The organism is Rhodococcus sp. IEGM 1354 (assembly GCF_030056855.1).
GTDB lineage: Bacteria > Actinomycetota > Actinomycetes > Mycobacteriales > Mycobacteriaceae > Rhodococcoides.
The window spans coordinates 16,858-40,526 of sequence record NZ_JASHKT010000014.1 but is presented as its reverse complement, the minus strand read 5'-3'; the positions used below and the strand labels follow the sequence as shown (position 1 = coordinate 40,526).

Here is a 23,669-nt window from a genome sequence, read left to right as displayed (position 1 = left end):
TCTTTTCTCTCGCACAGGCAGCCTATGGAGGCATGACAGTGGAAGACCAAGCACTCGTTCAAGGGCACCCCTCCACCAGCGGGGACGATTTCCCCCTGAACGTCAACACGTTGTTCCGCCACGCGGTGCGCACGTACCCGGAGCAGCACGTGGTGTATCGCACTGCGGACGGTGGTTGGGATCGATACACGATGGGCGAGTGTGGAATTCGAGCATCCACCGCGGCAACGGTGCTCGCTGAACTCGGAGTTACGGCAGGCGATGTCGTAGGAGTACTCGACTGGAACAGCAAGCGCCATTTCGAGCTCTACTGGGCGATCCCGGCGCTGGGTGCAGTCTTGCTGCAGATGAACCTCCGGCTGGCACCTGCCGATCTCGCATATGTCACCGGCCACTCGAACGCGACGATCGTCCTGGTGGACGAGTCACTTCTCGAGGTAGCGGAATCCATCGCTCCTCTCAATCCGCACGTGCGGCACTGGGTGGTGATGACCGACAGGCCGTCGAAGGACGTGAAGACCACCCTTCCGAACGTCAGTTATTTCGAGGACCTGATGCGCACGAGTGAACCACTCACTGCGTGGCCGATGCTGTCGGAGCAAGCCGCCTATTGCGGCAGTTACACCACGGGCACCACCGGTCGACCCAAAGGCGTCTTCTACTCACATCGCTCGCTGTATCTACACGCAATGACGATGGCGTCGCTGCTGGAGGTGAGCAATGCAGACTGCACTTTGCTGGTAGCGCCCATGTTCCACGCCTTGAGCTGGGGACTGCCTCAGGCAGCGATCTACGCCGGTTCGAAGATCGTCCTTCCGGGTCGCTACATGGCGTCAGATACATCGGTGTTGATCGACGCGATGGTTGCCGAGGGTGTGACCGTGGTGAACGGTGCACCGGCCATTTACCAGCCGATGCTCGACCACATCGTCGAGATGGACGCCAAACCCGATTTTCATCGGGTTCGTATGTTGTGCGGGGCCGCCGAACCACCTGTGTCCCTCATGCGAGACCTGTTCGAGCAGACCGGAGCCGAGGTCATTCACGGCTACGGTGCCACGGAGACAACAGCATTGATCTCCATCAATCGAGTGAAGAAGTCTCTTCAGGAATCGTTGTCGGACGACGAAGTGTGGGAACTCAAACGGTGCCAGGGGCTACCGCTGCCCGGCATGGAAATACGAGTCGTCGACCTGGATGGACACACACTGCCACATGACGGAAAGGCAATAGGAGAAATTCTCGTCAAGGGGCCGGGTGTGGCCACGAGCTATTACGACTACAACGGGGACGACACGCATTTCACGGACGGTTTCTGGCGTACCGGCGATATCGGAAAGATTCTTCCGAACGGCTACCTCAAGTTGACCGACCGACTCAAGGACGTCATCAAGAGCGGTGGCGAGTGGATCTCCTCGATCGACATGGAGAACGCTCTCGTCGCTCATCCGGACGTTCGCGAGGCAGCAGTGGTGGGTGTACCGGACACCAAGTGGCAGGAGCGGCCGGTCGCCCTGGTCGTACTCAGACCGATGTCCACGACCACTGAGGATGATATTCGCGCCACGCTCGATGGACTGTTCGCCCGGTGGCAGATGCCCGACGAGATTCACTTCGTCGACGCCATCGCGCGAACGAGTGTCGGCAAGATCGACAAGCGCGCCATCCGTGCCGAACTGGCCGAACTGGCCGAACTAGCCGAATCATCGACCGGGGTGCCGCGTGACCAGTCGACCGTCGGCGCGAATTGAGGGATGAAATCATGACTCTTGTGAATAGTCCGGCTCCCATCCGGACGACCGAGCTTTCGAATTCTTCCACCCCTGCGGAACGTCTCGCCAACGGCATAGCGGCTCTCGCGTCGGGCCATGCCATTGTTTTGTGCGACAACGTCGTTCGACCCGAGTGGGCCGAATTGGTGTATCTCGCGGAACGCGCAGACGTCCCGACCACAGCATTCGTGATCCGACACTCGTCAGGATTTCTGCAGGTGGCGCTGCCGGCCGATCGTTGCGACGAACTCGGCCTGTCAGCGCAGTGCGGCTCGAGCCCGTCAGGTATACCTCAGTGTGTCTCGGTAGATTCGTCTGCCGGTATCGGTACCGGCATTTCAGCCACAGATCGTGCCGCGACGATCAGACTGCTCGCATCGTCTTCGTCTGCGCCGCAGTCGTTCACGCGGCCCGGTCACGTGGTCCCGGTGCGTGTCGACGCCGGCCAGCATTCCGACGACAAGTGTGCATCGGCCTCTCTCCTTCTGGCATCCCTGGCAGGTGCGAGCCCGGCAGCTGTGCTGGCAACGCTCGAAGGAATTTCTGATTCGACACGCGCAGCCGAGGGTCCTGAAGTTGCTCGATTTGCTCGCGAGTACGGCCTGTGCCTCGTAGCGCTCAGCGACCTGCCACGCAGTGCCGACACCGCACAGCGCCTTTCTGACGGCCTCGGAGTGCTCGTGGGTCGACTGCAGACGTGGCTCTCGAGGAATCGACCGACAGTTGGCTACAGAACACCGAAATTGCCTGTATCAGAAGGGAAAACCGTAGAGATGGTACGACCGCAGAGAAGGTCCGTCCGATGACCTATCGCATCGCCGTCATTCCAGGCGACGGAATCGGTCCGGAAACGGTCGCCGTGGCAGTGGAGGTCATGGGCGCCGCGGGCGTCGAGTTCGAGGACGTGCGCTTCGACATCGGCGCAGACAGGTTCGCTCGCGACGGTCACGTGCTCGACAACAAGGACGTCCTCAGGCTTCGTGAATGCGATGCGATCCTGAAAGGCCCTATCGGACCCGCAATCACCGATCGGACGATTCCTTCCGGGACTGTCGAGCGTGGCATCATCCTCCGTTTACGCACCGAACTCGACCTCTACGTCAGTGTCCGTCCATTCGTGGGCGCATCGAGCAATTTCGTCGTCATCCGCGAGAACAGCGAAGGCGCGTACGCAGGCGAAGGCGGGTTTCTTCGACGCGGCACCTCGGCAGAGGTGGCCACTCAGGGATCGGTCAACACTCGACTCGGAGTGGAGCGATGCATCCGTCATGCGTTCGCGGTGGCCGCATCTCGGCCGCGGCGCGTACTTGCCCTGGTGCACAAGAAGAATGTGCTCACCTACGCCGGCGACCTGTGGCAGCGCACCTTCGACGAGATCAGCCCTGAATTTCCGGACGTGTCGACGGAGTACTACCACGTCGATGCTGCGTGCATCCATCTCGTGGAGGATGCGGCGCGCTTCGATGTCATCGTCACGGACAACCTCTTCGGCGACATTCTCACCGACCTGGCTGGAGCCGTCACCGGAGGCGTTGGGTTCGCCGGGACGGCGAATCTGAATCCAGAACGCGCGTTTCCGTCGATGTTCGAACCGGTTCATGGGTCGGCCCACGACATCGTCGGTACCGACCGGGTGAATCCCAGTTCTCAGCTGCTGTCGACCGCGATGATGCTCGAGTTTCTCGGCGAGATCGAAGCAGGTGCCACGATCCGAAAAGCACTGACCGTCACCATCGACGCCGGCACAGCGCCCAACCGAATCGGCCCCGAGGTACTCGATCTTCTTCGAAGCACGGCGGTCCTGTGACCGGCGCAGTGGACGGACGGGTTGCCGTCGTGACCGGGGCGTCACGCGGTGTCGGCCGAGGCATCGCGGTGACTCTGGCCGCCGGGGGCGCGGCGGTTGCGGTGAACTACCGCAAGGACTCCGATGCGGCCGACGAGGTGGTCCGGCAGATTCGAGCCGGTGGCGGACGGGCACACGCGTTCCAAGCGTCGATAGACGATCGCGCCGCAGTCGACGCGATGGTCGATTCCATTCACGGTCACTTCGGGCCGGTATCGATCGTGGTCTCCAACGCCGGCACGGCCAGCAAAGGCGCCGGCGTGGCCGACACTCCCCTGTCTCAATTCGAATCGCAACTCGCCGTACATGCGTTGGGGCCGATCTCTTTGGTGCAGGCACTCCTGCCTGATCTACGTGCCGGCGGACGCGGCGACATCGTGATGATCTCGAGCAACACCGTTGCGACCACACCCGCAGGTGCCGCGCCGTACACCATGGCCAAAGCGGCCATGGAGACAGCCGTGATGACCCTCGCCCGCGAGGAGAGACGGCACGGCATTCGGGCCAACATCGTGGCCCCCGGCCTGGTGGACACCGACATGGGTCGCCGACTGGTCAGGGCGACCACGGGTGACGAGCTCGGCGAGAACTCACGCGATTTCCCTTTCGGCCGCGTGTGTACGCCGGAGGACATCGCGGGGGTCGTGAGCTGGCTCGTCTCCGACAGCGCGAGCTACGTGACGGGCCAGAAAATAGCCGTGGACGGCGGGGGGCCCGGCGTGTCCATCTTCTGACCCTGCCGCAGGCAGCACCACCCAGATCACGTCCCACCCGCAGATGACCGACCTCGGCGGGTGGGACGCTTCAATCGAACTGCTGACGATCTACGAAGGAACGGCCATGACCATCGAGGAAGACACCGGCCGCCATGCTGCTGCAGGTACGACGGTGACCGGCGTGGCGAACGCCGAGACGCTCGACATGCTGCTCGCAACCCGTTTCAGCTGTCGGGCGTTCACGTCACAGCCGGTCCTCGACGAGACGATCCGCGCGATCCTGTCGATGGCGCAGCGCACCGCCTCGTGGTGTAACAGCCAGTCCTGGCACCTCGCGATCACGAAAGGCGCAGGCACCGAGCGCCTACGTACAGCATTGACGAACGCAGCGAGCCAGGACATCGTCGAGGAAACGGATATTCCCTTTCCTCGTGAGTACCGCGGTGTGCACCTGTCGCGGCGCCGCGAGAGCGGCTTCCAGTTGTACAACGCTCTCGACATTCAACGCAGCGACATAGACCGTAAGCGTGAACAGGCACACCAAAATTTTCGATTCTTCGGTGCGCCACACGTGGCATTCATTCACACCGATGAAGCACTCGGACCGTACGGGGCCGTCGATTGCGGCGCCTACGTCAGTAACTTTCTTCTCGCAGCAACCGCCTTCGATGTCTCGACCATCGCGCAAGCGGCGCTCGCGGTGTACCCGAACATCGTCCGCGAACAGCTCGAACTCGATTCGGACAGAACGATCGTCTGCGGCATCTCCTTCGGATATGCGGATCCCGATCACCCGGCAAACAGCTACAGGACGAATCGGGCCGAGATCGACGAAGTAGTGGATTGGATCGATAGATGACGACGACCGAACAACCCCGTGTCGACTCTGAGCGGGTCGGCGACGTACTCGTGATGAGGATGAATCGGCCCGCGAAAAAGAACGCCGTCGACGCCGGGATGACAGCCGCTCTGGACGCAGCGTTGAACGAGCTGGACGACGATCCCTCACTCCGATGCGGAGTGTTGACCGGGACGGCCGAAATATTCAGCGCTGGAACCGATCTCGCGTCAGGCCCCGGTGACCCAACGGAACGCGGCGGCATGTACGGGATCACTGCCCGACGCCGGAACACGCCTCTCATCGCCGCCGTCGAAGGATACGCTCTCGGTGGCGGCTTCGAGATCGCGCTCGCATGCGACCTGATCGTGGCGGGCCGATCCGCCCGGTTCGGACTCCCGGAAGTCACTCACGGCCTGGTCGCCAACTGCGGCGCATTGTTTCGCGCTCCTCGGGTGCTGCCTCTGAACGTGGCACGACAACTTCTGCTGACCGGCGTCGCCATCGATGCTGACCGTGCTCTCACACACGGGCTGGTCAACGAGGTGGTCGACGACGGCACCGCCGAACACGCTGCGCTCGCGTTGGCTGCAGTCATCGCCGCCAATGGCCCCGTCGCTGTCCGATCCACCCTCGAGGCAATAGAGGCACTCACCGCCTCGACGGATGCCGACGGGTGGGTCGTCACGAAGCAAGCGGCAGCCACGGTGGCGGCGTCCGCAGACTTCGAGGAAGGAATCGCGGCGTTTCTCGGTCGACGGGCACCGAAGTGGTCAGGACGGTAACTGAGTCACGGTGAACGACCACGCTTCGGCAGCGTGCAATGGATCGGACAGCGAGATTCACAGATCCATTGCAACGCGGCCGACGCGGTCGCTCAGCTCATCGACTCCAGGCCTGCGCCGGACTCCGGCGCAGGCACAGCACCCTTGACGGTCGGCACTCCAGAGACGTAGTCGGCATCAGGCGGTGCCCAGCGAAGCGATTTCGTAACCCGAGGCTCGGGATGCGGCCAGCATGTCTTCGCGTTCGACGACCTTGACGCGTTCGCGGCCTTCTTCTTCGCCGAGGGAGCGTTCGTGGGCGTCGAGTCGGTACCAGCCGTCCCAGGTGGTGAAGGGAACTTGCTTGCCTTCGAGGAACGAGGTGACGGCGTCGAGGTCGGGTTCGGTTGCACCGGTGAAGTTCGGCATGTCTTCGAGCAGGTTGGCGACGGTTTCGTTGGCGTCGCCTTTGGTGTGTCCGATGAGGCCGACGGGTCCGCGTTTGATCCAGCCGGTGACGTAGGTGGCGGGCACCGGTGTGGTGGAGGACGGGTCTGGAGTGGAGCCTGCGGAATGACCATCAGCAGGGCCGACGACTCGTCCGGCTTCGTTGGGGATGGTGCCTGCTTGTTCGTCGAAGGGCAGGGCGCTGATGTTTTGGCTGAGGTAGCCGACGGCGCGGTAGACCGCTTGGACGTCCCAGTCGTTGTATGTGCCGGTGCCGCGGACGTTGCCGGTGCCGTCGAGTTCGGTGCGTTCGGTGCGCAGTCCGACGACTTTGCCGTTCTCGCCGAGGATTTCGGTGGGGCTTTCGAAGAAGTGCAGGAACAGTTTGTGCGGGCGGTTGCCGACGTCGCGGATGGCCCAGTCCTGGAGGGTGTTGGCGACCATGTCGATCTGCTTGGAGGAGCGGCGGGCCTGCTCGGAGCCTTCGTCGTAGTCGATGTCCTCGGGTGCGACGATGACTTCGATGTTCGGCGAATGGTCGAGCTCGCGTAGTTCGAGGGGGGTGAATTTTGCTTGGGCGGGTCCGCGGCGGCCGAAGACGTGCACTTCGGTCGCTTTGTTGGCTTTGAGGCCGTCGTAGACGTTGGCGGGGATTTCGGTGGGGAGCAGTTCGTCGCCGGTTTTGGCGAGGACGCGGGCGACGTCGAGGGCGACGTTGCCGACACCGAGGACGGCGACTTTCTCGGCGTCGAGGGGCCAGGTGCGGGGGACGTCGGGGTGGCCGTCGTACCAGGAGACGAAGTCGGCGGCGCCGTAGCTGCCGTCGAGGTCGATGCCGGGGATGTTCAGGGCGCGGTCGGCGTTGGCTCCGGTGGAGAAGATGACGGCGTCGTAGAAGCGGCGTAGGTCGTCGAGGTCGATGTCGGTGCCGTAGTCGATGTTGCCGAGCAGGCGAACCTGGGGTTTGTCGAGGACTTTGTGCAGGGCGGTAATGATGCCTTTGATGCGGGGGTGGTCAGGGGCGACGCCGTAGCGGATGAGCCCGAACGGTGCAGGCATCCGCTCGAAGAGGTCGATGCTCACGCCCGGTCCGCTGACATTGTGGTCGGACTTCATGAGCGCGTCGGCGGCGTAGATGCCTGCCGGTCCGGCACCGACGATAGCGACGCGGAGTGGTCTCGTTGGACTGAACATGAAATGGGGCCTTCGTCTCGATGGTAAGGATGCAGAAAGGGAAAGACACTCCGCATGCAGAACGGGGATCTGATCGGATTCGGGCCACTACGAACGACACTTTCATGGCGTGGAGTAACCAGATCCTTTGCTGCTCAACAGTGTTCTCGACCGTGGACAATGTCCAAGGGAACGCAGCCATCCAGCAAACACATGGCGGAACTGTGCAATGTCGAACTCCGCGAACGGATCTGGCCTCGAAGTGGCTGTAGCGGCATCAATCGTTGTGGTCGATTCCTCCGTGGTTGGGCGAACTCGACGCTGCCGTACGACGGCTTGTGGCCGATGCGAACGTCAAGCGTGGTCGTCGATATCGAAAGATTTCATCCGGGTGTTACGTGTTAGCAGTTAAGCTGCGGAGTGATGGGTGCCACACTGGCCTCGAACACACAACACGATTCGTTTCCTGGTGCACAGCCCAGGCCACTCCGGCGAGAGCGCGACGCGACACTGGCGACAGGATGTCCCCGACCGCTAGTTGGGGCCGGCGACCAGGTTCGTGGGACGCTCACCACGTGCGTAGACATCGAGTTGGTGGCGGGCGATATTCCAGGACCGCTGCCACACGCCTTCCGTGAGGCCGGAGATGTGGGGGGTGAGTATAAGGCCCGGTGCCGACCACAGCGGGTGTCCGGCGGGCAGCGGCTCGGGGTCCGTGACGTCGAGCGCTGCACGAAGCCTGCCGGCCGTCAACTCCTGCAGTAATGCATCGGTGTCGAGGGTGCCACCGCGGCCGGCGTTGACGACGATCGCGCCGTCACGTAATCGAGCCAGAAAATCACCGTCGACGAGGCGATGAGTCGACGAGTTCTCGGGAAGCATGTTGACCACAGCGTCGGCGGTCGGCAGCAGCTCGTCGATGTCGTCGAGCGCGAGCACGCCGGCCCGGGCGCTCCGACCGTAGAGGGTGACGTCTACCTCGAACGGCGCCAGCCGGGACGCAAGACTCAGCGCGAGGTCACCCGCGCCGAGCACCAGGACGCGTTTTCCGATCAACGTCTCGGTAGTCGTCGGAGTCCACTCGCCGCGTTCCTGCTGCTCGCGGAAGAGCGACAGGTCACGATAGATTGCCAGGAGCGCGGCCACCGCCCACTCCGCGCACGATCCACCGTGGGCACCGCGGCCGTTGGATAGCATCACACCGTCGGGTAGGTAGGGCAGCCACTGCTCGTAGCCGGCGTTCAGGGTCTGGATGAGGCGTAGGTGCGGGAGCTCGGCGAACCGTGCGCCTACTTCCGCCCAATTCTCGAGGCCCACAACGACCGCGGTACTGTCGGCATGCTCGGCAGGCCAGGGGTCACCAGCCACGTAGCGAACCGCCTGGAGACCGGGCGAGTGCGACAACGTCTCCTCCCCGAGCTCGTCGGGGACCAGAACCTTCAGTTGACGCGCAGTCCGATCAGTCACTTCCGCCACGATAGCCTTCCCACCCTTTCCTCGTCGGTATCGGCACCTGCGCTTGGGACACCTCAGCCCGGACTCGACTTGCCGTGCCGCCAATAGCCTCCGAAGGTGATGTTCGACTTGGGTATTCCACAATCGTTGACGAGGTGTCGACGCAACCCTGTCGGCAGTTTCTGTTCACCGGCAACCCAGGTGTAGAACTTGCCGGGAGCGAAGGTCTCACCCTTCATCTCCCGCAGCAGTTCGGTCCCGGGTACTTCTCTCGGGTCGTCACGAACAACCCAGTGGATCTGTGCAGATTCTGGGGCGAGCACCTTCTCGGGGATGTCGGACGCCTGTGGCACTTCGAGGAACACTTCTGCACGCAAGTCTTCGGGAGCGCATTCGAGTATCGACAAAATTGCTGGAACAGCACTCTCGTCACCTGCCAACAGATGCCACTGAGCGTCCGACGGCGGTAGATAAGTGATGCCCTCGTCGAAGATTCCCACCGGATCGCCTGCCCGCGCATGCTCGGCCCACCCCGATGCCGGTCCCCCGCCCTCGTGAACCACGAAGTCGATGTCGATCTCGGCGTCGCCGGGCCTGAACCGCCGGATGGTGTAGTTGCGCACCCACGGACGCCGAGACTTCGACTGCAGAAGGAACTGCCCCATCCACGCGTCATTCGACACTGTCGGCATTGTCAACTGCGCTTGGCCGTCCCTGGGAAAAAAGAGACGAACAACCTGATCGAAGCCGAGGTACTCCAGCTCGGCCAGACCCGCGCCCGCCATCGTGACCCTCCGAAAGCTCGGGCTGATCTGCACGCTGTCCACCACTGTCAACGTGGTCATTCGGCGATTCTCCGGACGTTGAACTTTCGGCAACACACTCATCGACCAGGACCCCCAAAGACTCGCTTCTTACCTAGGATAATATTAGGTAAGGCTACACTACTTTTGAAGCCAGCGGGTGTACCGGAATAAAATGCAAAGATACTGGATTGCTTTTCCTCTGACTCAACGCCTCCTCGCGGCACGCCGTCTGCGGAGAGCCATTCGGCGGTCATGAGTGGTCAGGTATCGACGGTCCAGCTATCCACAGACGGTCGGATCGCTGTTCCATGGACTGCTCTGCCGCTGAGCAGATTTCGTATTCGGTGACGTAGGGGAAATCCTGAGGGTCGTCTTTGCCGGCAGGATCCCGTCGGTCACACCGCCATCGGTGTCATTCCGAGAATCATCAGCACCGAACCGATTGCCACTCCCCCTCTCGATGGACGACGATGCGAGGCGGCCACGAGAGTGGCTGCTGCAAGCCAACATGCGAGTACCACCGCCGGTGCCCAGGGCAGGTGCGTACTGCTCGCTGCGTGGTGGTGGCCCGATGACGACACCGCCGAGGTGCCCGAGCTCGGCATCGACAGCAGCAGAGTGCCCATAGCGGTGAGGTCGACGGTGCACAGTCGGTTGGTTCGATTGCCGGCGTTACACCCCGCCATGTGGAATGCCTGGCCTAGCAGTCCGAGGGCGGCTACAACGTAGATCCACTGCGGCACGTGGGTTGCTACCATTACCGCCATCAGCCCGGCCATGGAGCAATGCGCGATCGTCATCGAACGTGACATCGCACGCTGCGTCACCAGAGGAAAAAATGCGCCGACAGCGCCGACAACCATCAACGCGTCGGCGGCGCTCACTGGGCCAGCTCACCGGGTTCGTGTTCGATCGCCCGAGAGACCTCGGTCGATCGTGAACGGCGCGTGGAGATACCCCGGAGCAGACCTGCGACGAAGAATCCCACGACAATCAGCAGCAGGATCGTCGCGATCGTGGACGAACCTCCGATGAGCAGAGTGAAGTTGTCGAGGACGAGTCCGAGAACGATGAGGAGTCCGAGGGTTCCGAGTACGGGGGCGATCTTGGTGTGCCACGTCCGCGAGTCGACTCGGCTTCGAGCGAAAAATGTATAGATCGCAGCTCCGGTGAGAATCATCAGCACCAGAATGCTGACAGTCGCCAGCCCGGACATCCAGGTGAACAGCTGAAGTATCGGGTCTGCGCCCGCCAATGCGAATACACCGACCACCAGGATGGCCGAGAGGGTCTGGAAGATCGAGCCCACATGCGGGGATCCGTGTCGGGCATGTGTCCGCGCCAGCGCTTTCGGTGCTGCGCCTCGTCTCGCCAGTGCGAAGACGTACCGTGAGATCGCGTTGTGGAAGGCAAGTAGTGCTGCGAAAAGGCTTGTCACGAGCATGATCTGGATGACGTCCGACCACGTCGAACCGAGGAATTGTGCGGCCGCAGCGAAGGTGAGACCCGCCGGATCCGCGGCGGCCGCGGCGGCGACGGAGTTGCTACCGAATGCGAGCACCACTGCCCAACTCGACACCGCATACACGGTTCCGATGACGATGACGGCGGCGTACGTCGCGATCGGCACCGTTCGCTTGGGGTCCTTGGCCTCCTCGCCATAGATTGCGGTCGCCTCGAATCCGATGAACGACGCGATCGCGAACATCAGGGCGATTCCAGGAGATCCGGACAGGAACGCGTCCGGAGTGAACGACTGGACGTCGATACCGTCGGCACCACCCTGAGCGAACACCGCGACCGACAACGCCAGCACGATACCGATTTCCAGTACGAGCAGAACACCGAGAACCTTTGCGCCCAAATCGATACTTCGGTAGCCGAGCACAGAGACGATGCCGATGAGCATCAGCGCCCACAACCACCACGGAAGGTCCGGGCCGCCGTAGGAGACGACGAGCCCCTGCAACGTGGACGCCGCCAGTCCATAGATTCCCGCTTGGATGGCGGTGTAGGTCAGCAGCGCGAGCCCTGCCGCTCCGAGACCGACGTTCTCGCCCAGGCCTTTTCCGACGTATGCATAGAACGCGCCGGTATCGGTCATGTGGCTGCTCATCGCCGCATACCCCACACTGAACACCAGCAGGACCACTGCCGCGACGATGTAGGCCATGGGCGCACCCGCGCCGTTGCCCGTTGCGATCATGATGGGTAGTGCGCCGCCGATCGCGGTGAGCGGAGCCGCTGCTGCGATCACCAGGAAGACGATGCCGACAACGCCGATCGAGCCCTTCAGCTTTCCTTCTCGAGTATCAGACATGGGAGCTTCCGTTCGTCGAATGGCACTGGGTGCTCGATGGCGCACAGTGCGCCGAGGTCGAGGCGGGGACATCGAGCGTCGGATTCCGGTCGAAGAAGCCGACGGGCTTGAGTTTGAAGCCGGTGTAGTCGACCGGCATGATGGGCCAGTCCTCGGGTCGCGGGAAGTGGGTCAGTCCGAACGTGTGCCACACGACGATGTCTTGTGCCTCGATATCCCGGTTACCGGCCACATAACTCGGCAGTCCTGCCCCGCCGGAATGCTGATTCACGAAGTCTCCCGAGGCGTATCGCTCGGCCGCATCGAACTGCGTGACCCACAGGTGTTTGGTTGCGAAGGTGGCACGCTTGGCAATGGACGAGTTGTCGTCGGCCAGCAACAATGGCTGACCTTCCGGATGCAAGACGTATGCGACCGGCTTACCGAGCCGGTTGAGTGATTCGGGGTTACTGATGTGCCATACCCGTCCCGTGGATCCGTTCGCGCAGCGCGCGGCCTCGGCCTCGGTCGTCAGAGGAGTCGTGGACAGTGCAAAAGCGTTGCCGTGCGGGTTGTCCGGGCCCATCGGAACACGTCTGGTCTCGACTTCCTCGACCGAGTTCACGGCACCGTCGACCATCATGTCCAGCCGCGCACTGAACAGGTGCTGATGGCACGGAGCACCGAGACCACGAGCGATCTGCGAGGAGTACGGATAGTCGTCACCGAGGTGACCCGAGGTGAACACGATGCCGGTTGCTTTGACCTCGAATTCGATGGTGCCGTCGAGGTAGAGGTACCAGAAGAAGCCGTAGTCGTAGTTGCCGATTGTAGTGAAGAACGAGATAACAAGTCTGCGTTGACGTCTGGTCTCGCTCGAGCCGGCCCACAGGTCGGTGTGCTTCCACAGGATGCCGAAATCCTCTTCGTGCATGCAGACCGCATTTCGCAACGTCTGCGGATTACCCAGCTCGTCTGCGATCACGGTGTCGAAGTACGTGATGTCGCCGACGCAGTCACACCCGAGCTCCAAGGCGTTGGCGTACCTGCCGACGAGATACTCGCCGGTGTCGAAGTAGTTCTGCCAGGAGCGCACCGGAGATGGATCACCGTACGGGACAACCATTTCCGCGATAGACGCGCGGTGGATGATCGGCCTGGTCGCACCTTTGTCGTCGAATCCGATTTGGTGCAGTACCAGACCTTCTCGGGCGTCGAACCCGACGCGAAAACTCCACTTCTCCCATTCGACGAGATTGCCGGTGACCTCGAAACTCGGCCCCTCCGGCTGGGTGATCTCTATCGGCTTCTGTGTCGTGCGCATCGGACCGGTGACTGCAGGGTCGGTGAAGTTGCCCGACTCCTCGGGAATCGGCACCACTCCGGTGTCGAGCACCTTTTCGACCGTCTTGTTCATGACGTCGACGAACCCGACCAGGCCGTCGATGGGATGCGCCCACGCATGATCCGTCGGGAAGTCCTGGCGAAATGCCAAGCCCCGCAGAATTCTTCGTCCCTCTTCGCCGGGATAGTCGAACACGCCGGCAGACAAGGGAGCGACCCGGACGTGGTCGACATCGAGACCACGGCGTTCGAGTGCAGCCAGCCATTCGGGGTCCGTTCGCAATACCTCTTCGACGAGTCCGAACTCTTCGTCGAGGACGGGCATCTGGCCGTCACGAATTGCGTCGAGCGTTACCGACGACACGACCGTTCGCTCGGTGACCGACACGACGACGTCGACGGCATTGGGCGTGGACACATCGTGCAGCAAGGCTCGAAAGCGGCGGTCGATAGCCGTCGCAGTGGGGTACAGCTCGGACTTGAGCGGCTCCTCGAGACCGACGTAGACGAAGCGGGTGTGCTCGCCCAGTAGACCAGCGTCATCGAGGACGGCGCGTACGTCTGCGATCTCCTCGGCGGTGGCCAAGTCCAGAGGGTGATCGATTCTTGTGGGAGAAAGAGTCGGCATGAACAGTCCTAAAAGTAGGTTGGTTCTACGTTCGTTGGAAAAAAGATGTGACGGACGCTACACCCGCAGACAGCGGCTGTACAGATCACATTCGAGGGATGATCGGGAGTCACCGGCATCGAGCCCAGTGAGCGCGGGCGCTAGGAACGCAGCAGTGCGAGGAAGTTGTCCAGCATCGTGAGCTGTGACTTCGCCGAACTGACGGAGGGCGTCAGAACACCCAGAATTTGAACGCCCATCATCATGCTGAGCAATTGTTCGACGACGATCGCCACGTCGATATCGCCCAACTCGCCCACCGCGCGCGCGTCCTCGAGATACCCGGCCATCTGGTCACGCCACAGACCCAGTACCCGACGATTGATGTCATCCATGTGTTCGTCGTACATCGCACGCTGAAACAACGAGATCGCGATACGTGCTTCGAGCAGGGTCTCCTGCGTCGTCGGCATGATTTCGCGACAGAAGATTCGAAGCGCGGCGAGACCTCGTGCGTCACGCATCCGTGCGTCGATACGAGCGTTCGTCGCCTCGAACACGAGCTCGTACGACGTTCTGAGGATCTCGTCTTTGCCCGAGAAATAGTGGCTGAGTGCGCCGTTGGTATAGCCAGCCTCGGTGGCGATGTCACGCATGTTCGCCGCGTCTATCCCTTTTGCCGCGATCAGACGCCACGTGGCAGCGGCAATTGCTCGCCTGCGTTCGTCGTGGTCGACCAGCTTGGGCATGAGTCCACGGTAGCGGCCCGCCGGACGGGTCCGACACTCCGGTCAGAGATCAAGGTCCTGGCTTCACACTGCACCTCCTCTCCGTCCAATAGATCGTGGTTCTACGACCGTTGAAAGAAGAATCCGCCGGCTGCATTACGAATCATCGCCGGCGCTGTGAACTTCGCGTTACCGAATCATCACCGTCGACAGATCGGCCGTTCAGCCGAGACCGAGTCTCCGTCGTCTGGTTCGCGGGTCGAGATCATGTGCGTGCTCGGTCGCAAACGCGACAACCGCGGACGCCCTGTCCGAAAGCTGGACTCCGCGCGGCCACATCATCCGTACGCCGCTACTGGGGTTGGCAGGGGTGATCTCGCGGACCGCCACAGGAAGCCCCTCGTAGGTGTTGTCGATCGCGGGACGCTGGATGAGAATGGCGAAGCCGAATCCCCGCGCCACGAGCGACCGCGTGAGCTCGAAGTCGTAGGTGCGCTGAGTGATCCGCGGAGTGATTCCTGCCCGCTCGAACAAGAGGAGGGTGTGCTCTGCCGCCGGGGGAAGATCGAGCAGAATCTGCGATTCTCGGGCCAGCGCTTCGAGAGGCACCACCTGGTGCGCGGTCAGAGGATGCCCGTCAGGGAGCAGGACGTATGCCGGTGTCCGGTAGAGCAGGACCGATTCCAGACCGGGCGGGAGAGCTATGTCGTACCCGATAGCCAGATCGAGCGACCCGTCCAGCAGTTGCTGAGGGAGTTCACCCTGACTACCCGTGATGACCGTGAGATCGACTTTCGGATGTGTCGCGGTGATCCACTCCATCACCGGGGGGATCGCCGTCGGTGCGATCGTGGCGTAGCAGCCGAGCACGAGAGGACCGGCAAGCTCGGATCCACCACTTGCTGCTGCCAGTTCCAGCTCGTCGGCGGAGTGAACCAACGTTCGAGCACGCTCCCGCAGATATGCGCCCGTGGGTGTCAGCGTGATTCCGTGTGCCTTGCGGCGCACCATGAGTTGGGTGCGTAGCACTCGTTCGAGGTCCGTCATCGCGGACGCGACAGCGGTCGGCGTGACGTGCAGAGCCGACGCTGCACCAGAAATCGAGCCGGCATCGGCGACCGCGACGAAGTATTCGAGTTGCCTGAGCGTGTAGGTCGACATAAAGAACTTTTCCTTCGCTTGTTCCAAAGTATTTTGAAGTTTACCTGTTGATGTGGTGCAGGTCATACTCGTCGAATCGACTCATCACGGAAGGCGAATCGACAATGACCGCGAAAGTGGCTGCAAGCCTTGATATCCCAACAGCAGACTGGGTCACGATCCCGGACCTGTACGCCGACCCGTATCCCATCTACCGCACACTGAGACAAAGTGCGCCCATCCACTGGGTTCCGGCGGTGAACCGGTACCTGGTGATCGGGTACGACGCGTGCCACACGATCGAACTCGATCCTGCCCGCTTCTCCGCTGACGAAGCGGGGTCGTTGATGAAGCGGTCGATGGGCCACAGCATGCTTCGCAAGGACAACCCCGAGCACGACACCGAGCGCCGTTCCCTGGGTGGAACATTGCGACCCAAAGCAATCAAGGAACATTGGAATGCCGCATTCGCTCGCAACGCCGCAACGTACCTCGATCGGCTTCGCGATGCGGGGAGCGGCGCAGACCTGGTGAAGGAATTCGCAGCACCGTTCGCGGCGGAGAACCTTCGCGAGGTTCTCGGTTTCCGCAACGCGACTCAGGCCGACCTGCAGCGCTGGTCACAGACACTGATCGACGGGACCGGCAATTATGCCGACGACCCATCTGTCTGGGCACACGCGGCTCGATCCTCGAACGAAGTGGACGCGGCGGTCGACGAGATGCTGGCCGTTCTACGCGCCGATCCCGACGCCAGCCTGCTCGGTCAATTGGCCGGCACTTCGATGCCGCTCGAGTCGATTCGCGCAAACCTCAAGATGGCCATCGGTGGAGGCCTGAACGAACCACGGGACGCGATCGCCACAACAGTGTGGGCCCTCCTCTCGCACCCTGCCCAGCGTGCAGACGTGGTGGCGAACGACCGTTGGTCCGACGCCTTCGAGGAATCGATTCGATGGGTGGCACCGATCAGCATGTATCCACGCGAGGTCACCACCGACACGGAGCTCGCCGGCATGGCGCTGCCGAGCGGGGCACGCCTCGGAGTGGTCATCGGTGCCGCAAACCGCGACGCCGAGGTATTCGTCGACCCCGAGTCCTACGACATCGACCGACCCAAGAAGCCACACCTCGCCTTCGGCGGAGGTCAGCACTTCTGCGCCGGTGCCTGGGTGGCACGAGCATCGGTGGTGGGGGTCGCGCTGCCCGCACTCTTCCGCGAATTCTCGGATCTGCGCCTCGATCCGCAGCGCCCGGAGACGTTGGGCGGCTGGGTATTCCGAGGCGTGACCGCCCTGCCGGTGCAATGGTCCTGAAAAACACCGCCCTTACTACGGAGGAGTACCGATGCCCAAGGTAATTTTTCACCACACCGACAACGCGACCGACACCGTCGATGCGGACGCAGACTCGAACGTGATGCGCGCAGCAGTACAGAACGGCGTACCGGGCATCGTGGGTGAATGCGGCGGACAGGCCATGTGCGCCACCTGCCACGTGTACGTACGCGAGCCGTACCTCGATGCTCTCGGTGCGATCAGTGAGGACGAGGAAGAAATGCTCGAGTGCGTTGCCGCACCCCGAGACGAACGGCGCAGCAGACTCGGCTGCCAAATCACGTTCGACAGTGGCACCGCAGGTGGCCTCGAAGAAATCGAAGTCGATGTTCCCGCACAACAGATCTGACGACGCGAAGGGCGCTCGGGTAGTCATCGTCGGAAGCGGTCAAGCCGGCATCCAGGCTGCAGACTCCCTGCGCGCCCGTGGCCACATCGGGACACTGACAGTCATCGGCGACGAGCCGGTACTGCCGTATCAGCGGCCGCCGCTGTCCAAGGGCCACTTGACGTCCGGCGGCTCGATCGACCCACTTCCCTTGAGAGCCGAGAGGTTCTTCACCGAACAACGAATCGTTCTGCGCACAGGTGTGAGCGCCGCATCGGTGGACCGCACCGCCCGCACCGTGCGCCTCGATGACGGTGACGTTCTGCCCTACGACTCTCTGATCCTGGCAACGGGCGCGGCAAACCGGTCGCTCGACATAACGGGAAGCGAGCTGGCAGGAATTCATACCCTGCGTACGCTCGCCGATGCCGACGCATTGCGACGCGAATTGCACGAGGCACGAAATGTTCTCGTGGTCGGCGCGGGCTTCGTAGGGCTCGAGGTGGCGGCCGCCGCCCGGGCGCAGGGAGCGAATGTCACTGTCCTCGAAGCAACGGACCGGCCGTTGTCACGCGCGGTATCGCGATACACGTCCGATCACGTGACAGCAGTACACCGACAAGCCGGCACGCACGTGCACACGGAAGAGGTGGTCTCGTTTTTCACCGGACGCGAGGGACGAGTGGTCGGCGCAGAGACCGAGACCGGAGAGCACTACGAGGCGGATCTCGTGATCGTCGGTATCGGTGCGATACCCCGCACCGCACTGGCTGCCGCAGCAGATCTCCCCGTGGCCAACGGGATTGTCGTCGACGATTTCCTCCGCACGAACGACCCCGCCGTGTACGCGATCGGTGACTGCGCGAACTATCCCAGCCTGCACACCGGTACCCGTGTTCGTCTCGAATCGGTGCAGAACGCAACCGACCACGGCAGACGAGTTGCGGCAGTGATACTCGGTGATGATCGCTGCGATGCAGAAGTGCCCTGGTTCTGGAGCCATCAAGGCGCGCTGAAGCTCCAGATCGCCGGAGTTCGTCTTCCCGACGACACTGCCGTTCTCTGCGGCGATCCTACGACCGGTCGATTTTCCGTCTGTTGTTACCGAAACGGCCGCCTCGCCGCGGTGGAGTCCATCAACCGTCCTGCCGACCACATTGCTGCGCGGGCTCTGCTCGCTTCTGCGCGGTCGCCCGATCCGATCCTTCTCGACGACCCCACCTTCAACCTGAAGAGGTTTGCTGCACAACCGGATTCGGCCCCCTCGAGGAAGACCTCGGCATGACGACCTATCGCGCCACGGTTGCCGAACCGTCCCGCAGGTAGTGGCTGCCTCCTGTCGGTGACACCGCGCCGTTGTACGGATCTCTGCCCGGCCTTCGGGCCGCGGTCTCGTCGCATTACTCGCCCCTTGGAATTCTCGACCGAACATCGGAGAAACTCGACATGAGCACTTCACACTCCCCTACGCGGGCGGCCACTCAGCGCCGCGTCGCGATGGCAACGGTCGTCGGAACGACGATCGAATGGTACGACTTCTTCATCTACAGTACCGCTGCGGGACTGGTGTTCTCGCAGGTGTTCTTCGCACCTGCAGGAACCGAACTCGGCCTTCTGTTGTCGTTCGCAACGGTCGGTATCAGCTTCGTGTTTCGCCCGTTCGGCGCGGTACTTGCCGGACATTTCGGTGATCGGATCGGTCGCCGAGCGATGCTCGTTCTCACCCTTCTGCTGATGGGAGGAGCAACCAGCCTGATCGGATTGCTGCCCACGTACGAGACAGCCGGCATCCTCGCGCCGATCCTCTTGCTCGTACTTCGCATCGTCCAAGGTATATCCGCCGGTGGTGAATGGGGCGGTGCCGTTCTCATGGCGGTCGAGCACGCCCCCGACAACCGACGAGGCCGCGCAGGTGCGTTCCCCCAACTCGGTGTCCCACTGGGCATGCTGCTGGCCGCCGGCATGACTGCTCTGATGACCGGCGTGATTTCTCCCGGAGACGAGTTCGTCGAATGGGGCTGGCGAATTCCGTTCCTCCTCAGCTTCGTCCTGATCGGCGTGGGCTATTTCATTCGTAGGTCGATCGACGAGAGCCCGGTCTTCAGCGAGATCGCGGATCGCAGGCAACAGACCAAACTGCCCCTCGTCGAGCTGTTCCGTAAGCACTGGCTGCTGGTGATCCTTGCCGCTCTGGTCTTCGCGGGCAACAACGCCGCCGGATACATGACCACGGGTGGGTTCATCACCAGCTACGCGACCAAGCCCGACGGACCTGTCGGCCTCGGACGCACTCCAGTGCTACTTGCCATCACGGCATCGGCAGCTCTCTGGGCGATCTTCATCTATCTGTCCGGATACGCCTCGGACCGCATCGGCCGCAAGCGCACCTACCTGATCGGATACGCCGGCCTTGTGGTGACGGTGTTTCCAATGTTCTTCTTCGTGAACTCCGGAAATATCTGGCTGCTGTTCCTCGGACTTGCACTGTTCACCTTCGGACTCGGAATGTCGTACGGGCCGCAGGCTGCCTGGTACTCGGAGATATTTCCGGCCTCGGTCCGCTTTTCCGGCATCGCAATCTCCTACGCATTGGGTGCGGTCATCGGCGGTGCGTTCGCACCGACCATCGCCACCGCGCTCGTCGGCGCTACCGGAAGCATCTACGCCGTCGGGGTCTATCTCATCGCCATGTTCCTCCTGGCCATCGCGGCCACGGTTGTGCTGCGCGACCGAACAGGCATCGCACTCGGGATCGAGAACCAGGCCGAACAGGAGGTCGGCGCAACAATTTTCGATTCGCGCCGAGCTCCGGTGCGGTTCGAGCAGATTCGTAAGCAAGCCCGATCCCCTCAGGTCTGACTGCAGTCCATTTCGACACTCACGACACCTACGAAGGGATCTACTGTGGGACAACAGGTACGTGGCGTAGTAGCCACGGCTCCGGGCAAAGCCACCTCGATCGAAATCGTCGACGTACCGGATCCGGGACCACGAGATGTCGTGGTGAAGGTTCTGGCGTGCGGGGTGTGCCATACCGACCTGGCTTATCGGGACGGCGGTATCAACAACGAATACCCCTTTCTACTCGGCCACGAGGCCGCGGCCGTCGTGGAGACCATCGGCGAGAACGTGACCCACGTGGCAGTGGGCGACTTCGTAGTACTCAACTGGCGTGCAGTCTGTGGTGCGTGCCGAGCGTGCAAGCGAGGCAGGCCGTGGCACTGCTTCGACACCTTCAACGCATCGCGGAAGATGACACTCGTCGACGGCACCGAGCTGACTCCGGCCTTGGGAATCGGAGCATTCGCCGAGAAGACCCTTGTGCACGAGTTACAGTGCACCAAAGTCGATCCCGACTCCGATCCGGCCGTCGTCGGGCTTCTCGGGTGCGGCGTCATGGCGGGGCTCGGTGCCGCGGTCAACACCGGAGGTGTCTCCCGCGGAGACAGCGTCGCCGTCATCGGGTGCGGAGGCGTCGGCAATGCCGCGATCGTCGGTGCGCGACTCGCTGGAGCCACCAAAATAATCGCGGTGGACCGTGACGAGAAGAAGCTGGCCTGGGCAACCGAACTCGGGGCGACTCACACAATCGACGCCTCTCGGGTCGACGCCGTCACGGCGGTGCAGGAGCTGACCGACGGCTTCGGAGCCGACGTCGTCATCGACGCGGTCGGACGCCCGGAGACATGGAAGCAAGCCTTCTATGCGCGAGATCTGGCCGGAACGGTGGTTCTCGTCGGGGTTCCGACGCCGGATATGACGCTCGAGATGCCGTTGATCGACTTCTTTTCGCGCGGTGGATCACTCACATCGTCGTGGTACGGAGACTGCTTGCCCGAACGCGACTTTCCCATGCTGGTGGACCTTTACCAGCAAGGTCGAATGCCGCTCGACAAGTTCGTCACCGAGCGGATCACACTGGATCGGATCGAGTACGCCTTCGACCAGATGAAGGCCGGCGAAGTCCTGCGTTCTGTGATTGTGCTGTAGCGGAGGTCGAGAACATCGTGGGCGACGAATCCGACATTTGCACAACCCTGTCACTGCCGGTGCCGCATCAGACGACGCCGCGCGACAGCATGTTGCCGGCGAAAAACGTCGCCAACTCGTCGGTTGCGCTGAGTGGAAGGACCTGGGCCACATACTGATCGGGACGGACCACCACGATTGCGCCGTCGCGGTCGATTCCGCGCTCGGTGAAGATATCGATTGCGGGATCGGTTGCGAAGACCTTCTCGTAATCGACGAGTCCGAACGGACCTCTGATGGGGAGGAAAACGGGATCCACCGCGCCGATGTCGACCGAGACGTGGCCCTGCTGATAGATCACTTTGACGTCGAAGGAACTGTCGACGTCGGTCCCCTGCGGGGTGAACTGCACAATCGGCGACTCGGGCGATTCGCGGAGCCACGAGGACAATTCGTTCAACACGACGCTGTTCGAATGAAGGCCGGCGGCTGCCGCGTCGGCGAAAACGTAGATTCGCCAGCGCCCATCCGCACGGTGGTGGTGACCGAGATGTGTCGGATTGGCGTCGCACACTCGCACCACCGGTGCCGACTTGAAACGCTTGCCCACCGGGAATCCTGTGGCCACATTCTGGTGGGTGGTGTCACCGATGATCATCGACGGCCGATACTCGGTCATGAAGCCTGCCGGAAATTCTCCGGTTTTGACGTAGAACTCCTCGAGTTCGGATGGATTGTCGAAGTCCTCCGGGCGCTTCGCCATCATGGCCGACCACTGCTTGTCGAAGTCGATCAGATTCTGCGCAATGACCTGACGTTCGGCGGTATAGGTCGCGAGCAGGCTCTCGGGCGCGCGGCCTTCGAGCACATGCCCGAGTTTCCAGCCGAGATTGAACCCGTCCTGCATGGACACGTTCATTCCCTGCCCCGCTTTGGCACTGTGGGTGTGGCAGGCATCGCCGGTGATGAAGACGTGCGGGATGCGCGTGCCGGCCTGATCGGCCGGCACGTCGTCGAAGCGATCGGTCACGCGGTGACCGACCTCGTAGACACTGTGCCAGGCAACGTTTTTCACCTCCAGGGTCTAGGGATGCAGAATCTCGTTGGCCTGCGCGACGATCTGATCGATGCTGGTCGTTCGTACCTTGCCGTTGTCGTCCTCGGCTACTTCACCGAGATCGACGTACATGCGGAACAGGTGGCCACCCTCGCGTGGGATGTGCAGGATGCTGCCGCCCGAGCCGGACTGGATGGCGCACTTGAGACGAATGTCGGGAAAGTCGGTGACGGCGAGAACGTCCATCACACCCCAGGCATGGAAGGCTTTGTCTCCGACCGGCGTGCATCCGATCGTGTCGCGTACAGCGCTGCGTGCACCGTCGGAGCCGACGACATACTTGGCATGGATTGTTCGCTTCTGTCCCACTCGACTGCCGCCGGTGTGTCCGAGCGTGACCGTGACGGGGTGGTCGCCCTCCCCGATCTCCAGCGTGCAGAATTCGTAGCCGAAATCCGGCGTCATCCGAGTGGGCGACAGAGCCATGACCTCGGCGAAGTAGTCCAACACACGGGCCTGGTTGACGATCAAGTGCGGGAACTCACTGATTCCGGTCGCGTCGTCGGGTGTACGCGCGGTGCGCACGATCTTCGATGCGTCCTCGGGATCGGGCTTCCAGAAGGCCATTTCGGTGATCCGGTAGGCCTCGGCCGTGATGCGATCTGCGAACCCGAACGCCTGGAAGGTCTCGACGCTACGAGCCTGAATCCCGTCGGCCTGTCCGATAGCGAGCCGTCCTGCACGCCGCTCGACGATTCGCGTTGTCACACCGGGAAACTGGGAAAGCTGTGCGGCCGTGATCATTCCAGCCGGTCCGGTGCCGACGATGAGCACATCGACGTACTCGGGAAGCTCGTCCGGCCGGTCGATACCGATGCCCGAGGCTTGCTGGACACGTGGGTCACCGGAGACATAACCATGGTGGTGAAATTGCATTGCGGGACCTTCTCCGATTCTCATACGGGCTCGAGTGCTTCGGAGCACTTCAGGGACTCATTGCGATCTGCATCACTTATCGTATACGATCTGAGATATGATGCAAG

General features: G+C 62.3%; 19 protein-coding genes and 1 pseudogene. 11 read left to right on the top strand and 9 right to left on the bottom strand.

Annotated elements, in window-relative coordinates; genetic code table 11:
- Positions 1–32: 32 nt before the first annotated feature.
- The 6 genes from QM588_RS22605 to QM588_RS22585 all read left to right on the top strand — a co-directional run bounded on the left by QM588_RS22605 (position 33) and on the right by QM588_RS22585 (position 5,957).
- Entirely contained in the window at positions 33–1,751 is a 1,719-nt protein-coding gene (locus QM588_RS22605) for a long-chain-fatty-acid--CoA ligase (protein WP_283316733.1), read from the top strand.
- A gap of 11 nt (positions 1,752–1,762) precedes the next feature.
- Positions 1,763–2,578: a 3,4-dihydroxy-2-butanone-4-phosphate synthase gene (locus tag QM588_RS25840; protein ID WP_442972964.1), complete on the top strand. Its 816-nt coding sequence runs from the start codon at positions 1,763–1,765 to the stop codon at positions 2,576–2,578.
- Complete coding sequence (locus QM588_RS22600; protein ID WP_283316730.1) at positions 2,575–3,579, top strand: 3-isopropylmalate dehydrogenase; 1,005 nt, start codon at positions 2,575–2,577, stop codon at positions 3,577–3,579. The genes QM588_RS25840 and QM588_RS22600 overlap by 4 nt, the downstream gene beginning before the upstream one ends.
- Positions 3,576–4,352: an SDR family NAD(P)-dependent oxidoreductase gene (locus tag QM588_RS22595; RefSeq protein ID WP_283316729.1), complete on the top strand. Its 777-nt coding sequence runs from the start codon at positions 3,576–3,578 to the stop codon at positions 4,350–4,352. Before QM588_RS22600 ends, QM588_RS22595 begins: the two co-directional genes overlap by 4 nt.
- 106 nt (positions 4,353–4,458) lie before the next feature.
- On the top strand, positions 4,459–5,193 hold the full coding sequence (locus tag QM588_RS22590; RefSeq protein WP_283316726.1) for a nitroreductase: 735 nt from the start codon (positions 4,459–4,461) through the stop codon (positions 5,191–5,193).
- Positions 5,190–5,957, top strand: coding sequence for an enoyl-CoA hydratase-related protein (locus QM588_RS22585; protein WP_283316723.1), 768 nt, complete (start codon positions 5,190–5,192; stop codon positions 5,955–5,957). Before QM588_RS22590 ends, QM588_RS22585 begins: the two co-directional genes overlap by 4 nt.
- 177 nt (positions 5,958–6,134) lie before the next feature.
- Here QM588_RS22585 and QM588_RS22580 read toward each other — a convergent pair whose 3' ends face one another.
- The 8 genes from QM588_RS22580 to QM588_RS22545 form a co-directional block, all read right to left on the bottom strand.
- A complete protein-coding gene (locus tag QM588_RS22580; protein WP_283316721.1) occupies positions 6,135–7,577 on the bottom strand; it encodes an FAD-dependent oxidoreductase in 1,443 nt (480 codons plus the stop codon).
- Between the two features lie 513 nt (positions 7,578–8,090).
- Positions 8,091–9,023 carry a 2-hydroxyacid dehydrogenase gene (locus QM588_RS22575; RefSeq protein ID WP_283316719.1) on the bottom strand — a complete coding sequence of 311 codons (933 nt, stop codon included), beginning with the start codon at positions 9,021–9,023 and terminating at the stop codon, positions 8,091–8,093.
- Positions 9,024–9,085: 62 nt separating this feature from the next.
- Positions 9,086–9,856 carry a siderophore-interacting protein gene (locus QM588_RS22570; RefSeq protein WP_283316717.1) on the bottom strand — a complete coding sequence of 257 codons (771 nt, stop codon included), beginning with the start codon at positions 9,854–9,856 and terminating at the stop codon, positions 9,086–9,088.
- A gap of 356 nt (positions 9,857–10,212) precedes the next feature.
- Positions 10,213–10,701: a hypothetical protein gene (locus QM588_RS22565; protein ID WP_283316716.1), complete on the bottom strand. Its 489-nt coding sequence runs from the start codon at positions 10,699–10,701 to the stop codon at positions 10,213–10,215.
- Positions 10,698–12,137: an APC family permease gene (locus QM588_RS22560; protein WP_283316714.1), complete on the bottom strand. Its 1,440-nt coding sequence runs from the start codon at positions 12,135–12,137 to the stop codon at positions 10,698–10,700. The genes QM588_RS22565 and QM588_RS22560 overlap by 4 nt, the downstream gene beginning before the upstream one ends.
- A complete protein-coding gene (locus QM588_RS22555) occupies positions 12,130–14,088 on the bottom strand; it encodes a primary-amine oxidase (protein WP_283316712.1) in 1,959 nt (652 codons plus the stop codon). The genes QM588_RS22560 and QM588_RS22555 overlap by 8 nt, the downstream gene beginning before the upstream one ends.
- A 140-nt stretch (positions 14,089–14,228) precedes the next feature.
- Entirely contained in the window at positions 14,229–14,816 is a 588-nt protein-coding gene (locus tag QM588_RS22550) for a TetR/AcrR family transcriptional regulator (protein WP_283316710.1), read from the bottom strand.
- Between the two features lie 201 nt (positions 14,817–15,017).
- Positions 15,018–15,956 carry a LysR family transcriptional regulator gene (locus QM588_RS22545; RefSeq protein ID WP_283316707.1) on the bottom strand — a complete coding sequence of 313 codons (939 nt, stop codon included), beginning with the start codon at positions 15,954–15,956 and terminating at the stop codon, positions 15,018–15,020.
- Between the two features lie 104 nt (positions 15,957–16,060).
- Here QM588_RS22545 and QM588_RS22540 point away from each other — a divergent pair, with 104 nt between their 5' ends.
- The 5 genes from QM588_RS22540 (at position 16,061) to QM588_RS22520 (ending at position 21,590) form a co-directional block, all read left to right on the top strand.
- Positions 16,061–17,251: a cytochrome P450 gene (locus QM588_RS22540; protein WP_283316706.1), complete on the top strand. Its 1,191-nt coding sequence runs from the start codon at positions 16,061–16,063 to the stop codon at positions 17,249–17,251.
- 31 nt (positions 17,252–17,282) lie between these two features.
- Positions 17,283–17,621: a 2Fe-2S iron-sulfur cluster-binding protein gene (locus QM588_RS22535; RefSeq protein ID WP_283316705.1), complete on the top strand. Its 339-nt coding sequence runs from the start codon at positions 17,283–17,285 to the stop codon at positions 17,619–17,621.
- Positions 17,575–18,885, top strand: coding sequence for an NAD(P)/FAD-dependent oxidoreductase (locus tag QM588_RS22530; protein ID WP_283316703.1), 1,311 nt, complete (start codon positions 17,575–17,577; stop codon positions 18,883–18,885). Before QM588_RS22535 ends, QM588_RS22530 begins: the two co-directional genes overlap by 47 nt.
- 161 nt (positions 18,886–19,046) lie before the next feature.
- On the top strand, positions 19,047–20,459 hold the full coding sequence (locus tag QM588_RS22525; protein ID WP_283316702.1) for an MFS transporter: 1,413 nt from the start codon (positions 19,047–19,049) through the stop codon (positions 20,457–20,459).
- Between the two features lie 45 nt (positions 20,460–20,504).
- Complete coding sequence (locus QM588_RS22520; protein WP_283316700.1) at positions 20,505–21,590, top strand: S-(hydroxymethyl)mycothiol dehydrogenase; 1,086 nt, start codon at positions 20,505–20,507, stop codon at positions 21,588–21,590.
- Positions 21,591–21,657: 67 nt separating this feature from the next.
- On the opposite strand, the pseudogene QM588_RS22515 reads toward QM588_RS22520, so the two are convergent.
- Positions 21,658–23,562 (bottom strand): annotated as a pseudogene (locus tag QM588_RS22515) (FAD-binding monooxygenase).
- Between the last annotated feature and the right edge of the window lie 107 nt (positions 23,563–23,669).

Excerpts from the sequence above, each read along its gene's own strand:
- QM588_RS22525 (WP_283316702.1), top strand. The coding sequence starts at position 19,047 with ATGAGCACTTCACACTCCCCTACGCGGGCGGCCACTCAGCGCCGCGTC.
- QM588_RS22550 (WP_283316710.1), bottom strand. The coding sequence starts at position 14,816 with ATGCCCAAGCTGGTCGACCACGACGAACGCAGGCGAGCAATTGCCGCT.
- QM588_RS22545 (WP_283316707.1), bottom strand. The coding sequence starts at position 15,956 with ATGTCGACCTACACGCTCAGGCAACTCGAATACTTCGTCGCGGTCGCC.
- QM588_RS22535 (WP_283316705.1), top strand. The coding sequence starts at position 17,283 with ATGCCCAAGGTAATTTTTCACCACACCGACAACGCGACCGACACCGTC.
- QM588_RS22540 (WP_283316706.1), top strand. The coding sequence starts at position 16,061 with ATGACCGCGAAAGTGGCTGCAAGCCTTGATATCCCAACAGCAGACTGG.
- QM588_RS22585 (WP_283316723.1), top strand. The coding sequence starts at position 5,190 with ATGACGACGACCGAACAACCCCGTGTCGACTCTGAGCGGGTCGGCGAC.
- QM588_RS22590 (WP_283316726.1), top strand. The coding sequence starts at position 4,459 with ATGACCATCGAGGAAGACACCGGCCGCCATGCTGCTGCAGGTACGACG.
- QM588_RS22600 (WP_283316730.1), top strand. The coding sequence starts at position 2,575 with ATGACCTATCGCATCGCCGTCATTCCAGGCGACGGAATCGGTCCGGAA.
- QM588_RS22560 (WP_283316714.1), bottom strand. The coding sequence starts at position 12,137 with ATGTCTGATACTCGAGAAGGAAAGCTGAAGGGCTCGATCGGCGTTGTC.
- QM588_RS22605 (WP_283316733.1), top strand. The coding sequence starts at position 33 with ATGACAGTGGAAGACCAAGCACTCGTTCAAGGGCACCCCTCCACCAGC.
- QM588_RS22580 (WP_283316721.1), bottom strand. The coding sequence starts at position 7,577 with ATGTTCAGTCCAACGAGACCACTCCGCGTCGCTATCGTCGGTGCCGGA.
- QM588_RS22555 (WP_283316712.1), bottom strand. The coding sequence starts at position 14,088 with ATGCCGACTCTTTCTCCCACAAGAATCGATCACCCTCTGGACTTGGCC.
- QM588_RS22570 (WP_283316717.1), bottom strand. The coding sequence starts at position 9,856 with ATGACCACGTTGACAGTGGTGGACAGCGTGCAGATCAGCCCGAGCTTT.
- QM588_RS25840 (WP_442972964.1), top strand. The coding sequence starts at position 1,763 with ATGACTCTTGTGAATAGTCCGGCTCCCATCCGGACGACCGAGCTTTCG.